General features: G+C 47.5%; 7 protein-coding genes and 1 pseudogene. 3 read left to right on the plus strand and 5 right to left on the minus strand.

Annotated elements, in window-relative coordinates:
- Window positions 1–36: 36 nt before the first annotated feature.
- From IYN85_RS13505 to IYN85_RS13525, 5 genes and pseudogenes are all read right to left on the minus strand, one after another.
- On the minus strand, window positions 37–4,431 hold the full coding sequence (locus IYN85_RS13505; protein ID WP_196159436.1) for a thrombospondin type 3 repeat-containing protein: 4,395 nt from the start codon (window positions 4,429–4,431) through the stop codon (window positions 37–39).
- 412 nt (window positions 4,432–4,843) lie between these two features.
- Window positions 4,844–4,993: pseudogene (locus IYN85_RS26405) on the minus strand (hypothetical protein); the annotation flags it as partial.
- Window positions 4,994–5,666: 673 nt separating this feature from the next.
- Window positions 5,667–6,260, minus strand: a complete 594-nt coding sequence (locus IYN85_RS13515) for a TetR/AcrR family transcriptional regulator (protein WP_196159438.1) — start codon at window positions 6,258–6,260, stop codon at window positions 5,667–5,669.
- Window positions 6,257–7,459 carry an iron-containing alcohol dehydrogenase gene (locus IYN85_RS13520; RefSeq protein ID WP_230390734.1) on the minus strand — a complete coding sequence of 401 codons (1,203 nt, stop codon included), beginning with the start codon at window positions 7,457–7,459 and terminating at the stop codon, window positions 6,257–6,259. The genes IYN85_RS13515 and IYN85_RS13520 overlap by 4 nt, the downstream gene beginning before the upstream one ends.
- A 1,214-nt stretch (window positions 7,460–8,673) precedes the next feature.
- The gene (locus IYN85_RS13525; protein ID WP_196159439.1) at window positions 8,674–9,036 is read right to left on the minus strand and encodes a putative zinc-binding protein; all 363 of its coding nucleotides are present in this window, start codon (window positions 9,034–9,036) and stop codon (window positions 8,674–8,676) included.
- 436 nt (window positions 9,037–9,472) lie between these two features.
- On the opposite strand from IYN85_RS13525, the gene IYN85_RS13530 reads away from it, so the two are divergent.
- From IYN85_RS13530 to IYN85_RS13540, 3 genes are read left to right on the plus strand one after another with little or no spacing between them, the layout of a single operon-like run.
- Complete coding sequence (locus IYN85_RS13530) at window positions 9,473–10,723, plus strand: nitrate/nitrite transporter (RefSeq protein WP_230390735.1); 1,251 nt, start codon at window positions 9,473–9,475, stop codon at window positions 10,721–10,723.
- Window positions 10,724–10,753: 30 nt separating this feature from the next.
- The gene (locus tag IYN85_RS13535) at window positions 10,754–12,358 is read left to right on the plus strand and encodes an MFS transporter (RefSeq protein WP_196159440.1); all 1,605 of its coding nucleotides are present in this window, start codon (window positions 10,754–10,756) and stop codon (window positions 12,356–12,358) included.
- A gap of 48 nt (window positions 12,359–12,406) precedes the next feature.
- Window positions 12,407–16,189, plus strand: a complete 3,783-nt coding sequence (locus tag IYN85_RS13540) for a nitrate reductase subunit alpha (protein ID WP_196159441.1) — start codon at window positions 12,407–12,409, stop codon at window positions 16,187–16,189.
- The last annotated feature ends 7 nt before the right edge of the window (window positions 16,190–16,196 follow it).

Here is a 16,196-nt window from a genome sequence, read left to right on the forward strand (position 1 = left end):
ACTTAGTGATTTTATTTCGCTACTTATTGAATATCATCAAATAAGCCCGAATCGTTTTTTCCTTCTTAACATCAGTAGAAACAGAAGCAAAAGCATCCCGCTAGTAGACAATGAGCCTCCTTTCTTACCTGAGTCCGTCTTCAGAGTAGAAACAGAAGGATTTAAGGGTGCAATATCATTAATATCCAATACGCCATCATTGTCATCATCATTATCGGCTATATTTCCGATACCATCGCCATCCGAATCTTCATGCTCAGTGGCATCAAATGGAAATGCGTCAACAATATCGGCATACCCGTCACCATCGGAATCCAGAACCATATCTTTTATTAGCGGTGCCAGGTCATCTTCATCGTACAACCGATCGTTATCATCATCTGCGTCGATTGCGTCCGGTATGCCGTCTCCGTCAGTATCGATGGAGATATTGGCAGAAAAAGACAATAGGTCCACGCCGTTAAGTACACCATCACCATCGATATCAGGGTCAATATTATTAGCAACACCATCGCCATCAAAATCACCAATAATGCTTGCAGAGTTATCATCCAAATCCAAAGCTGCGACCCAGCCATCATTGTCAACATCGAAATCAGCCACCATTACTTGCCCGTTCACCAACAGATAAACTGTATTGCCAGAAGCAACTGCTTTGTTGATCGAACTGAACGCCACAATATCCGCGTCACCACTACTGGCCGGGTTATAGTGCAAGCTGACAAATTGACCTTTGTCATTACGAACACTCAAACCACCGTTGCTGATGTAGACACGACCGTCACGTTCAAAAACCGAATTAACTGTTTGCGAGAAGAATGGGGGCTCAACATTGCCATTTGGAAGAATATTGAAATCATAGTTTGCCGAGACTACCAAACGCCCATCTTCCAAAAAGGACAAAGCATTTACGGTGAGGCTACGTACTAATTCTGAAGGCTGCCCATAAATAGACGATGGCGTATTAGAACCTTTACCCGCAATAGTCGACAATGATCCATCAGCATTGATTCTTCGGATGGTATCGTAGTAATCATCAAAATAGACAATCTGATCATTTGAGTCTGTCGTCAAATAGCGCAGATAACGCCCCACGCGACCATTACGCGCATCTACCGCATCTACATTACCAAATGAATTGTAGGTTCCCGCGATGCGGTACAATTGGCCGTCCAACTCTAATCGATAGAAAACGTAACGGTTTGAATCGCCAATGATCAATCTGTTTTGGCTGTCAAACGCTATACCACCGTGTTGAATAGAACCAATACTGGCATCTAGCGGTGCCACGCCGTCATTGATAACAGATTGATTACCACCGCCGACTTTGAGGTTCCAACCACCATTTTCCCAGGCAAACACGCGAGAACCGTTGGTAACGTATATCTTCCCGTTATTATCCAGGACCAAGTTTGACCAGTATGATGCACCACTATTGCCGACCTCATATGCAGTCCAGTTGTTCAATGCTGACAAATAGCCATCCTGCGTAACCGTGCCCAACGTCGGGGAAGCATCCGTAAAGGCGTCCCAAAATAAAAAATGAATCTGGTTCTTATAGTAACCAATGGCTGTCTCAATATGAGCATAAGAAGATCTGGCTGGGCGACCTAACTTAACTTGATTTTCATTGTCGTTTCTTTGCGCGCCAACAACCGCTCGAAGAGACAGTCGATCTTCATTGTCATATGTTTGCGCGCCAACAACCACTCGAAGAGACAGTCGATCTTCACTGAGTTCCAGAATTTGAGTTGAATCATCGAAGTCCTCCAAAACAAACAATCGATTATTTCCAACCTGCAAATCGGTCGTCCATGCCAAAGAATATTGCGCAGCAGGTCCATCTTCCGCAACGAACGTATGGACATTCAAGTCTCCGTCATGAATTACAGTCTGCAAATTACCATTTGAATCTACGGTACGAATTGCGTCACCGGAGCCACCGTTACTGTCTGTAAAGAAAACCTGTCCCGCAGCCGTTGCAGCGACTTGATTAAGATTCAACTTCGCCGTTCTCGCATTCACGCCATCGGCTGTATCGTAAACATCATTTGCCGGTTCAGTGACGTCGGCGGCATTTCCGTCGCCGATAATTCGGGTATATGTTTGAGCGCTTACATCCAATTGATAAATAACATCGTCGTCTCTATAAACCACATAAAGGTCACCGATTGAAGATGCAAAGACATCCGAAACACCTTCTTCAAACTCAGGTCCAAAAGGGGCAAGATCAAATGGGTTATCGAAACCGGAAATCAACGGCTCTACGGCGCCACCAACAACCCATTTATAGATATTGTCAACGTCATCGGAAAAATAGACAACATTGTTCGGCGCAAGCGATACGGCCTCTATGTCATTGGCATCAACACCTCGATTGGTCAACAAAGGATCAGTTTCAAAAATTTTGAATTCCAGCCACTGTTCAGTGGACTCGTCTAAACGATAGAAAACCCCATAATCCTGATCAAAGACCATCAGGGTATTGTCAGTAGCCAAGACTAATGAATCTTCACCAAATAGTTGCAATTGAGCAGGTAGAATTGGGCCAACTAAGGATGTCATTTTCAATTCATCAGCATCGGCGATGCCGTTATTATTCACATCTAAAAATCGAGTGGCACTGTTGGAATCAACGTCTTTATTGTCGCCAAAACCATCGTTATCCATATCGGCTTGTTCACTTGGATCAAACGGAAACGCGTCGGAGCTATCCGGTTCTAGATCGTTGTCATCATCCAGATCCGCCACATCGCCAACACCGTCACCATCACTGTCCTGATACTCTGTTGCATCATTAATAAATGCATCTACTTCGTCGGCATAGCCGTCTCCATCACTATCAATGGTTACCGATGAATCGAAATCATTGACGTCGACGTTGGCTCCAACACCATCGTTGTCTGCATCGGTCGTTTCTGCTGCATCAAATGGGAATGCATCCACGTTATCGCCCACACCATCCCCATCTGAATCACTTTGCTCAGATGGATCGAGTGGGAAAGCGTCGTTGATATCAATGACGCCATCGTTGTCATTATCTAAATCGGAATTGTTACCTATACCATCACCGTCAACATCTTCAGACTCGGTCGCGTCATAGGGAAATCTATCCGTGTTGTCACCAACGCCATCACCATCACTATCGAGTGATTCTGTGGGATCCAGCGGGAATGCGTCCATAGAATCGTTGTACCCATCGCCGTCTGAATCTGCGGCATATTTGCTGGTTCCTGCAGTCTCTTCATCGACATCAGAGACGCCATCATTATCCGAATCCGTATCAATGTTGTTATCAATGCCATCGAAATCGTAATCGTATTGACGAGATGCATCAGCAGGCCACTGATCTACCCAATCATTGGCACCATCACTATCGGTGTCTTCTGTAACAACATATATAATCTTGTTGTTGTCTTGAATGAACAGTTCGCCATTAGGTCCGATTTCCAAGTCGTTAATATTGGAGAACTTCACGGCCAGTGGAGACTTTGCGTCCACGCCTGTATCAGCCCCCCCACCTACCACAATACTGACAGTGCCATCAGTTAAATTGAGAGCCCCTATCAAGTCTTGGTATTCCTCGATAAAGTATAAGGTGTTAGCGTCTGCATCATATTCGATGTCGGTCAGACCCGTACCGCCACTCTGGAAAGGGTCACTGCCTGGTACGATAGTGTTTCCACCATTTCCATAAATATGTTTGATGGTGTCATCTGACCTATTCCACGCGTAAATACGATTATTTGATGATAAAAAAATCGTACCTGAACTGCCTTTTGCCAAACCCAATACTGAACTGGAGAATCGGATATTTTCGCTACTCACAGTCGTACCATCAGTGGGAACCACCTCAGTACCGCCGCCTAAAGCAGTTTGCAAACCCGTCTGAGCATCCCATTTATTCACTTTATAGTTGTATGTGCTGTAGGTGTTGGTGTAAAAAAGTGCGCCATCATCAGCCAGGAAATCGACTGTTTGAAAAAGTGCGCCATAGCTCGACTGGCCATCATGTGCAAGCGCCCATCGATTGGTCACCTTGTCTCGTTTCAAAATATCGCTGTAAACCCATAGGGAATTTTCGATAATGAACCAATCCGATCCATCAATATCAGCCAAATAGGGTTTGGCGATTCCCTGTGGTGTCGATGAAAGATTTGTATTCCCCCCATTACCGGCATTCAGAGTTACCCGCATGGATCGATTGACCTTAAATACTTTGTTCTTGCTGCTATCCGAAAAAAACAAATCGCCGTTCTGATCTGTATTCATGCCATATATATTCAATGGGGAATACAAACGAGAATGATAAGAAGAAGGTTCTGTAACAGCCGACTCAATTGAGGTAACGTTATTAATAGTGGGAGCGGCATGCACGACCCCAATCCCAAAGATTGAAAATGCCGCAGTAACCAGTTTGCGCGAATTCATAAAACTTCCTTCGTTTTACTTAATTGAAACTGGAACATTTCTGCGCAACGCTCGAGTTACATTGCAGAATGCAACTCGAATGAGGAGTCGCCATCGATACCTTCGATGGGAACATGTGGCCAAAATGTCCCTATTTTGGACGTTCTTCTTGAGAACATGCTCTTACACCGATGCCATGAGTTCATGACTCGAAGAGCGCTGAAATGGTGCCACGAATGGGCTTACAAGGGAAATCAGAACACCGTATCAAACGTGCATAGTTCACATTTTTGAAAAGCACAGGACCAAACAGCGGCCTTCGACCACAATGCACATCATGCCGTCACGGGATTAACGCAAAAACATGGCGAAAAAAAAGCAGTCATTTGTCTACATAGCTGTCTTGACCTGTTTTTGACACGGCATGTGAATATCAACGGCCAGAGTTGTCGACGAAAGCTTTTATGTCCCGCAAGTTCGTCACCACATAATCCGGCTGAACGTCAGTATTATTCTCAGCGCCCTTTCGCTGGTACCAACACCCTTTCATACCTACGTTCTGAGGTCCACGCACATCGGCTTCTAAGGTATCGCCACTATTGAGGCATCGACCACAGCCACTGCGAAGAGAAAGAGATCGACTTCGGGCTTAAGCAAGACGACATCCGCGCCGAGGGTTGTTCCCTGTGGCCACCCATCCTAACCCGAAGTTCACCAACGGCATTGCTATTCCTTGCAATGCGTGTAGCGTTCGGCAAGCATCTGTACAGGTACTCGCTGATGTTGGACGGACGGATTGGTCCGTCCCTCCAAACGTGGACTGAACACCAGGGCCATTGGCCTTAATATCGGTGCACACCTGCAATTAATAGGCCCATTACAAGCACAAGTGCGTTACACCCATTGGTTGCATGTGGGCAAAACGGAGGAAGCGAACTTTGGCGGGCATGAGTTTGGCGTTTGGTTAGGGTTGCAGTTTTAGGCTGTATTATTTAGTGTCCTGAGTCGGAGGTTCGTATCGTTTGAGAGCGAATGAGAAGCGCTAGTAAAAGGCGTTCTTTTTATAGAATATCGAGATCTTTACAAGAAGAGCAACGCCGTAATGGTGTTTTCCATGAACTCCCTACGGGCGCGACATTCAAGCTCTCCAGCGTCGTTCAGTCTCTTGTCAATGAAATAACCATTGACTGCGAGACACGCCTAGCTATCGAACTGGAATGGCACGCTGACCACAAGCGAACTTCTAACTCAGGACACTAGGGGTCAGTTTTTACAAGGGCTGCACTCCATGGGCCATCCGCTTCAATTTTTTCCGGAAAGACGACTCTAAGAAGGCCTTCAATATTCTCAATACTTACTTCGAGGGTTTTCTGAATAACCAATCCATCGATCAACGCTAAGAGTACCTGAGCTGTGATTCCTGCACGCTTGCCGATCCAAGGCTCTATTGCTTGCGTAATTATTCCTATCCACTCATTGTAAAGACTATTTAGAGCTTCTCGAATATCAGGGCTTCGATTAATGCTTTCTTCAACTAAATACAAATGTAAGTGGTTCCGATGCTTCGCTTCCAAGACGCGCGTTACTAGCTGAAAAGCCAATGTTGCCAAAGGTTGTATTTCGGCCTTTTCATCGATCAATGATAAGACTTCTGTCTTCACCAATTCGATATGCTGAGTCGCGATTTCCAGAATCAAATCATCCTTACTTTGAAAGTGGTAAAACAGGGTGCCTTTGCTTACCCTCGCAGCAGTTGCAATATCCGCTAAACTGGTTACCTGAATACCACGCTCGTTAAACAACCTATCTGCAGCTGCAATAATATTTTCTCTTGATTTCGTCCTCATCATTCGATTCCTGGCAATATATTCCTAACAACCTCATGCATCTGATATTGATCAAAAATACAGGGTACAGGGTACAACGGATTCGCTTCCTGTAAAGAGCGCTTAACGATCAATGGGATGTCTTCTTCAAGCAACTCGCTGACGGCCTTTGGAATGGACATCGTGGCATTGGTGGCCTCAATCCACGCAATCATTTTTGAGGCCCGTTCAGGCACACTGGCTTTTTCATTCGCTATGCCGCAAGCGATTGCCAACTCAGCCAGTTCAGGATAGACATGTTTACCGTATGCTCGCAATACGTGAGGTAGCACAATTGCGTTAGCGAGGCCATGAGCAACAGAATACAAACCACCCAGAGCATGAGAAATGGCATGCACATATCCAACATAAGCTCGCGTAAACGCAAGACCCGCCAGAAAGGAAGCTCGCTGCATGTTAGCCCTAGCCTGAAGATTTTCACCTTGCTCATAAACTAACGCGAGATTTGCAACTATGAGCTGAACTGCTTCGAGCGCAAAAGCTTTGGTCTGTGCCGTATTACTGCGCCCGATATAGGCCTCAACGGCGTGCGTTAAAGCGTCCATACCGGTTGTCGCTGTGACACTTGGTGGCAACCCCAACGTCAGCTTAGGGTCGAGCAATGCATATGCAGGAACTAAGCAAGGGTCATTTACCGCGTATTTCTCATGCGTTGTCGAATCAGAGATAACAGCAGCTAACGTCACTTCACTTCCTGTACCAGACGTCGTGGGAACCGCGAAAAAAGGCGGCAACTTACGCCGGACTTTCAACAGCCCTCGTAACTGGGCAAATGACTTATCAGGTCGAGCAAGTCTGGCTCCGACACCTTTAGCACAATCGATTGCGGCACCTCCTCCAAACGCTAGCAACCCATAACAGCCCTTCTTTTGATAACGCCCTGCGGCTTCTTCGATGTTTTCAATTGTCGGATTCGGTAAGGTTTCAGAGAATATTTCATAACGAATTGCGTTGTCGTCTAATGCTTGCAACAACGGTTGCATTAGACCCAGTTTCACGATGGTCGCATCACTAACAACGAAAACACGTGAAACTGATTCAGCTTTAATCTGCACAGCCAAGCTCGTTGCAGAGTCCAACACCGAAGGTTGTCGCCAAGGAAGTCCATAAGAAGCCAAACGCATAACAAACTGGAAAAAACGGCAATAAAGCCTAAACAGCATACTTTTTTCTCCGCTGGTGCTTAATTTGTCGGTCGACCGACCGACCGATTTCTAGGCATTATTTGTATTTAGCTTGCGAAAGTCAATAATCCTGCGACTTACTCCTCTGATCCATTTGTCATGATTAGTAGGTAATTATCATCTCCATTACTTAATTCAGAAGAGGGAGTGCCGACAGAAATGTAGTGCGAAGTGTCTTGCTATTATAGACACCAGAGACCAGTCCTATTGATTCTTGGGACCGTCGAACTCAGCATTTGTTAACGTAAACCTGGTTGGAAATCTACTCATCTTGGTGCTTGGGCGTAACCCAACATATCTGTTCAGAGCGTTACTCCTTCAACCCTATAATGTCGCTTTCTTGCCTTACACATAATTTGGCTCAATATCGGCATTATCCTCAGCACCTTTACACTGGCATTCGTACCCTTTTATATCTGCGTTCCTCGCTGCACGCAGTCTGGCTTCCGAGGTATAGCCACTATTGAGGTATCGACCACAGCCATTGCGATGTGAAAAATATCCACTTCGGGCTTTAGCAAGACGACATCCGCGCTGAGGGTTGTTCCAGGCAGCCCCCCCCTCTAACCCGCAGTTCACCAATGGTGTTGCTACTCCTTGCTATGCGTGTAGCGTTCGGCAAGCATCTGCACAAGCATCCTAGGGCCACCTATTCCAGTGAACCATTATGAATAATGAGTAGATTAATCTCATGATTTCAGATTTCGGTTTCATCTCGGCTCGCTCGAAATCATTCCTATCCTTGCCCACAAAGATAGAACAGTTACCCAGTTTTTGTTGCGGCTGACGTGTCCACAAAAAATCACAGCTTAGAAAGCCAACGATTTTCGCCACTGTACGTGCCAACGCAGAGGACTTCTTTGCTTGAATACTGAGAAAACAAAAAGTAACGTAAGCAAGATTACTTTGAAAAACAAATAGCAACCTATTCTTTAGGGTAATCTGCGTACTATCTATCAATAAATGAAATTCAAATTTCGTAACCGGAAAGTCCGAAATTTTCAACCCGCATCAAGAAACCTCCGAAGATACGATGACACAATAAAATAGAAAATTTCACGGATTGATATTCTCAGAATAATCGCCCGCAAAGAAAACGAGTAAACTATAAAATATGGAATGGGTATGTGGCTTTCTGAAAAACTAAATATAATTGACTAGTAGCGCTTTGCCACGTTTAAACAGGTTCGTTTTCACGGTATTTTGGACTCTATTATTTGAAATACTTTCTTGTATACAAACATCGAATCTATTGCAGAAACATTCTGTTCCAGCTTCTTCTTCAAACCAAAATCTGTCAATACTATTTCAACCGCAGCAATAATTTCATGCCGTGCCAGTGTTTCCTTCGTGCAACGCAAATGACAACCATCTATGGCAATGATGTTTGTTGAACTTTTTGCTTTTTTAACCAACGAAGGAACGTCACCTCCCAATCCGGCAATACAGGACATTTCAGCGATATGTTCTCGATCCAACGTGATCGCAATATCATTCGCCAACTGCGCCACGCTGGAACAACCTGAACAGGAATAAACGACTGGGATAGTTTCCATTTCATTAAATTTCAGTAGATATATTCACCACCACTATCACACAGCAAATCGAAATTGTATGTACTTCAATATTGGTAACCTATTTGATATCTATCAAGTTGTTTCAAGTAGATAGGAATGTGACGTCAAGAAATTACCTTTCCACATCCATTTCAACTTCCTGAAATTTCCACCGATTCGCAGATGCCAGGATTCAATTCATGAACCTATAAGCCTTTACCAAACCTATCTAAACTGATAAAAAATCTTGAGAATGAGAATAACTTAGATTTTCGTGACGTACTCACGCCTAGGTACTTAACTTGCGTCGAATCATGCTTACGGAAACTAAACAACCAAATACCCCATAAAAGCCACTGCGCATTCCTTAAGTGGTATTGTTCAACGATTCAATATCCTTCATGTTGCGGTCCGTCTCAATTTTTCTGGAATTGACATGGACAACATAACAACAAAAAGAAATCTCGTACTGACCATGAACACACTGTCATTCGCCATGAACTTTGCGGTGTGGACCATGTTTTCAATCATCGGTATTAAAATTAAAAATGAATTGAATTTGACCGAGACTCAATTTGGTCTACTCGTTGCGACGCCAATTCTGACCGGTTCGCTAACTCGTTTGCCTCTGGGCATCCTGACCGACAAGTTCGGTGGGCGAATTGTATTTTTTACGCAGATGCTGCTCGTTGCGATACCTACCTATGGTTTAGCTTATGCAAATCAGTACTGGCAATACCTATTCATAGGGCTATTTGTCGGTTTAGCCGGGGGATCATTTGCGATCGGTATTGCTTATACCTCGGCGTGGTTTGACAAAGAACATCAGGGCACCGCGATGGGGATCTTCGGTGCAGGGAATGCCGGCGCTGCGATCACCAATCTGGTGGCGCCGCTGATCGTGGTTGCGTTGGGCTGGCGTGCCGTTCCGCAGATTTACTCTCTTGCCATGCTGATCATGGCTATCCTGTTTTGGTTGTTTACATACACCGACCCCAGACACGCAGAACTCAAAGCAGGCCATAAAACCCATCAGACGTTACGCGAACAACTTAAACCATTGGGCGAACTAAGAGTCTGGCGCTTCGGCCTATACTACTACTTTGTATTTGGTGGCTTTGTCGCGCTCGCACTGTGGCTGCCAAAGTATTACCTCAATGAATACCACCTGGATCTAAAAACGGCTTCCTTTATCACCATGCTCTTTACTCTGCCATCCGGCGTTATTCGTGCCCTCGGTGGATATGTTTCGGATAAGGCTGGCGCTCGAGTGGTGAACTGGTATGTATTCTGGATTTCAGCGGTCGCATTATTACTGCTTTCATATCCTGCCACTCAACTCACCATCAATGGCATTGAAGGACCGATTCAACTCAGCATTGGCCTCAACGTTTACACGTTTACCTTTTTGATTTTCGTTGTCGGGATCGCCCAGGGTTTTGGCAAGGCCAGCGTGTATCGCCTCATCCATGACTATTACCCCGACAACATGGGTTCCGTCGGCGGCATGGTCGGGGTACTGGGTGGGCTTGGCGGCTTTTCTCTCCCGATTTTATTCGGGATTGCGTCTGACCTGGTGGGTATTCGAAGTTCCTGCTTCATGCTGCTGTTCGGGCTCGTCGCGATATGCATGGTGTGGATGAACTACTCAATATTAAAACAAAAGAACGAACCCGAGTTCCTGTAACTGTCATCAAATTTCCAGACGGAGGTCTAAATGAGTGAGTTAGAAAAGTGGGATGTTGAAGATCCACAGTTTTGGCAATCAGAAGGCAAAGCTATTGCCAATCGTAATTTGTGGATATCAATCCCCAGCCTGTTAGCCGGTTTTGCCGTTTGGTTATATTGGGGTGTGATTACCGTTCAGATGATGAATCTTGGCTTCAGCTTTGAAGCTTCGGAGTTATTCACTCTGTCGGCGATTGCTGGCTTATCTGGCGCTACGTTACGGATACCAAGTTCCTTTTTTATCCGTATTGCGGGTGGCCGAAACACGATTGTTTTTACCACGGCATTATTAATGTTACCCGCGCTCGGTACCGGTATCGCATTGCAGGACAGAAGTACGCCACTCATTGTGTTTCAGTTTCTGGCTTTGCTGTCTGGGTTCGGCGGCGGTAACTTTGCATCATCGATGTCCAACATCTCTTTTTTCTTTCCGAAAAAACAACAGGGTCTGGCACTGGGCCTGAATGCTGGTCTGGGTAATTTCGGAGTAACCACGATGCAGATTCTGGTGCCGTTGGTCATGACCTTCGGACTGTTCGGGGGTGAGTCGATGACGCTGGTGAATACATCAGGCACCTTGATCGGTAAAATTCCAGCGGGGTCAGAAACCTACATTCATAATGCGGGTTATGTTTGGTTGCTGCTGTTGATTCCACTGGCCATCATCGGTTGGTGGGGTATGAACAATATCAGAAATGAACAGGTCACTCCGATCGTACCCGCAGCACCGGTATCCTTTGCGATCGTCTCCGGTATGTTACTCATTGCACTGTTTGCCGCTGGTCTCGGCTTATGGCTGTTATTACCAGCCAAGGTTAATGGCTCTGGTCTCGAAATTTCTAAGTGGGTGGTGATGCCCGCTGTGATCGCAGCCACTGTCTTTATGTTGCGCACCATTCCCGGCCAGGTCGGCCAGAATCTGGCCCGTCAGTACAAAATTTTCAATAACCACCACACCTGGGTAATGAGCGTTATTTACACCATGACCTTCGGTTCATTTATCGGTTTTTCGGCGGCTTTCCCGTTGGCGATCAAAGTTATTTTCGGCTTTCAACACGTCGAAGTAGACGGCGTCATGACCCATGACATCGCAAATCCGAATGGCCCCAGTGCGCTGATGTTTGCCTGGATGGGTGCCTTCATCGGGGCATTGATTCGCCCGGTTGGTGGATGGATGGCCGACAAAGTAGGCGGCGCTCTGGTCACGCAAATCGTCTCCGTGGTGATGGTGATCAGCTCGTTGGGGGTTGCTTACTACATGGCGGCAGCTTATCAGTCAGCGACACCTGAAGAATTTTTTGTCCCCTTCTTCGTCCTGTTCTTAATCCTATTCACGGCGACCGGCATTGGTAACGGTTCGACCTTCCGCACTATCGCCATGGTGTTTAACAAAGAACAGGCCGGGCCGGTTCTGGGTTGGACGTCTGCAGTGGCCGCTTATGGCGCTTTCTTTATCCCGCAGGTCATCGGAGAGCAGATTAAAGCCACGACGCCAGAGTACGCCCTTTATGGTTTCGCCGCTTTTTACGCCCTGTGTGTTTTGGTGAACTGGTGGTTCTATCTCCGCCCAGGCGCTGAGTTCAAGAATCCTTAATACAGCTAAGACGTGACGGAAAGCACCGCCACATCAGGAGAATTTTTTATGAGTCATTTTTTAGATCGTCTGCAGTTTTTCAAAAAGAAAGAAAGTGAGTTTTCCAATGGTCACGGCGAAGTGTCCAATGAAAGCCGGGAATGGGAAAACAGTTATCGATCACGCTGGCAGTACGACAAGATCGTTCGTTCAACTCACGGCGCCAACTGCACCGGTTCCTGCAGTTGGAAAATATATGTCAAAAACGGCTTGATTACCTGGGAAACTCAACAAACCGATTACCCGCGTACCCGTCCGGATCTTCCAAATCATGAACCTCGCGGTTGCCCACGTGGCGCCAGCTATTCCTGGTACACCTACAGCGCAAACCGCGTTAAGTATCCTATGGTTCGCCGACCCTTACTGAAACTTTGGCGGGAAGCTCGACGTACGCTGTCACCGGTAGCGGCTTGGTCCTCCATCGTCGAAGACGCAGAGAAATCGAAGTCTTATAAATCCAAGCGCGGTATGGGTGGTTTCATCCGTTCAAGCTGGGATGAAGTGAATGAAATCATCGCGGCGTCCAACGTTTATACCGCTAAAAAATACGGTCCGGATCGTATCATCGGGTTCTCACCTATCCCGGCCATGTCCATGGTGTCCTACGCGGCCGGCTCACGCTATCTGTCGTTGATCGGCGGGGTGTGCATGAGTTTTTATGATTGGTATTGTGATTTGCCTCCGTCGTCACCGATGACCTGGGGGGAACAAACCGACGTACCGGAATCGGCCGATTGGTATAATTCAAATTACATCATTGCCTGGGGCTCGAATGTTCCGCAAACACGAACACCCGATGCTCACTTCTTCACGGAAGTTCGATACAAGGGCACCAAAACGGTTTCCATTACACCGGACTATGCAGAAGTTTCCAAGCTAACCGATCAGTGGCTTAACCCTAAACAGGGTACCGATGCCGCACTGGCGATGGCATTCGGTCATGTCATCCTGCGTGAATTCCATCTGGATAATCCGAGTGAATACTTTACCGACTACGCGCGAAAATATTCTGACATGCCCATGCTGGTGCTGTTGGATGAATTCAAAGACGGCTCACTGAAACCAAGCCGTTACCTGCGTGCTTCAGATCTGGAAAACAGTCTTGGGCATGATAATAATGCCGAATGGAAGACGCTGTCTTACGATGAAAACACAGGCAACATTGTCGTACCCAATGGCTCCATCGGATTTCGCTGGGGTGAATCGGAAGACAAAACCGGACGTTGGAATCTGGAAGAAAAAGAAGCCAGTCATGACCAGGCGACCTGTTTGCAATTGTCATTACTCAATGGTGAAGATGACGCCGCTGTCGTTGCCTTCCCTTATTTTGGCGCGGGTGAAGAAAACCCGCACTTTACACCGAACAAGCAGGATGAGATCCAGCTTCGAAAAGTGCCGACCCGCGAGGTAACCCTAGCCGACGGCTCTCGTGTCAAGGTAGCCACGGTTTACGATCTGATGATGGCTAACTACGGCCTGGATCGTGGCCTGAACGACGCCAATGTCGCCAAGAGCTACGATGACGACATCGCCTATACTCCGGCATGGCAGGAAAAAATTACCGGCGTCAGTCGCGAAAAAGTCATTCAGGTTGCCCGCGAGTTCGCCGATACGGCGAACAAGACCAACGGTCGGTCAATGATCATCGTCGGTGCCGCCATGAACCACTGGTACCACATGGATATGAACTACCGCGGTCTGATCAACATGCTGATCATGTGTGGTTGTATCGGTCAGAGTGGGGGTGGTTGGGCGCATTACGTGGGGCAGGAAAAATTACGGCCGCAAACCGGCTGGACACCGTTGGCCTTTGCCCTTGACTGGAGTCGGCCACCCCGCCACATGAACTCCACGTCATTCTTCTACGCGCATTCCAGCCAGTGGCGCCACGAAAAACTGAACGCCCGCGAAGTCTTGTCGCCGATGGCCAATCATGAAGACTTCCCGGAACACATGATCGACTGGAACGTGCGCTCAGAACGGATGGGCTGGTTGCCATCCGCACCACAGTTGAACCGCAATCCGCTGCAGATTACCCGTGAAGCTGAAGCGGCAGGCATGGAGCCGAAAGACTATGTGGTGCAGGAACTCAAAGCCGGCCGTCTGCGTTTCGCAACAGAGGCGCCCGATGCTCCGGAAAACTTCCCGAGGAATATGTTTATCTGGCGCTCCAACCTTCTCGGTTCTTCCGGTAAGGGTCACGAGTATTTCCTGAAGTACTTCCTCGGCACCACTAATGGCGTCATGAACGACGACCTGAGCACCAGTGACGGACCGAAACCGACAGAAATCGATTGGGTCGACGACGCACCAACCGGCAAACTCGATCTGGTCACCACACTCGATTTCCGCATGTCGTCCACCTGTGTGTATTCCGACATTGTTCTGCCGACGGCAACCTGGTACGAGAAAGACGACCTGAACACCTCGGACATGCATCCGTTTATCCATCCACTGACGTCGGCGGTTGACCCGGCCTGGGAAGCCCGATCGGACTGGGAAATTTACAAAGGCATCGCCAAAGCATTTTCAGCTGTCGCCGTTGGTGAACTTGGTGTGGAAAAAGATCTGGTAACCGTACCGCTGCTGCACGATACGCCGGGAGAACTTGGCCAAGCCATTGGCGTAAAAGACTGGAAAAAAGGAGAGTGTGAACTGATTCCCGGTAAAACCGCACCGAGCATGGTCGTGGTGGAACGGGATTACCCGAATACCTACAAGAAATTTTCCTCCGTCGGTCCATTGTTAGAGACACTGGGTAACGGTGGCAAAGGCATCAGCTGGCAGACTCAGGAAGAAGTTGAATTGCTCGGCAAACTGAATCACCTGAATGAAGAAGATGGCGTTTGCGAAAACCGTCCAAATCTGGATACCGCTATCGATGCGGCGGAAATGATCTTAACGCTGGCTCCAGAGACGAACGGCCATGTTGCCGTGAAAGCCTGGGATGCTCTGGGCAAGATCACCGGTCGTGATCACACGCATCTGGCCAAACCCAAGCAGGAAGAAAAAATTCGTTTCCGCGATGTTGTTGCGCAGCCTCGCAAGATTATTTCCTCGCCGACCTGGTCCGGTTTGGAAGACGAGCATGTGAGCTATAACGCCGGCTACACCAACGTTCATGAGTTGATTCCATGGCGCACCCTGACTGGCCGTCAACAGTACTTCCAGGATCATCCGTGGATGGAAGCGATGGGCGAGCAGTTTGTCAGCTACCGACCACCCATTAACACCAAGACGGTGACGCCGATCATGGGCAAAAAACCCAATGGTCATCCGGAGATTTCATTGAACTGGATTACACCGCACCAGAAGTGGGGTATCCACTCGGTCTATACCGACAATCTGCTGATGCAGACGCTGTCCCGCGGTGGTCCGATCATCTGGATGTCTGAAGTGGATGCCGCAAAAGTAGGCATTGAAGATAACGACTGGGTCGAAGTATTCAACATCAACGGGGCTATTGCCTGTCGTGTGGTGGTCAGCCAGCGCGTTAACGAAGGCATGACCATGATGTATCACGCACAGGAACGGATCATCAACGTGCCCGGCGCCGAAACCACCGGCACCCGTGGTGGGCACCACAACTCGGTCACCCGGATTGTCACCAAACCGACGCACATGATTGGTGGTTACGCCCAGCAATCGTACGGCTTCAACTATTACGGAACGGTCGGCTCCAACCGTGACGAATTTGTTATCGTCCGCAAGATGTCCAAAGTGGACTGGCTCGAAGGTGAACACGGCGAAAACGGTGACGCGTTGCCACAACCTTTACCGCAAGATTTGTAAGAGGAAA

This window comes from Reinekea sp. G2M2-21 (genome assembly GCF_015687175.1).
Classification (GTDB): Bacteria; Pseudomonadota; Gammaproteobacteria; order Pseudomonadales; family Natronospirillaceae; genus Reinekea.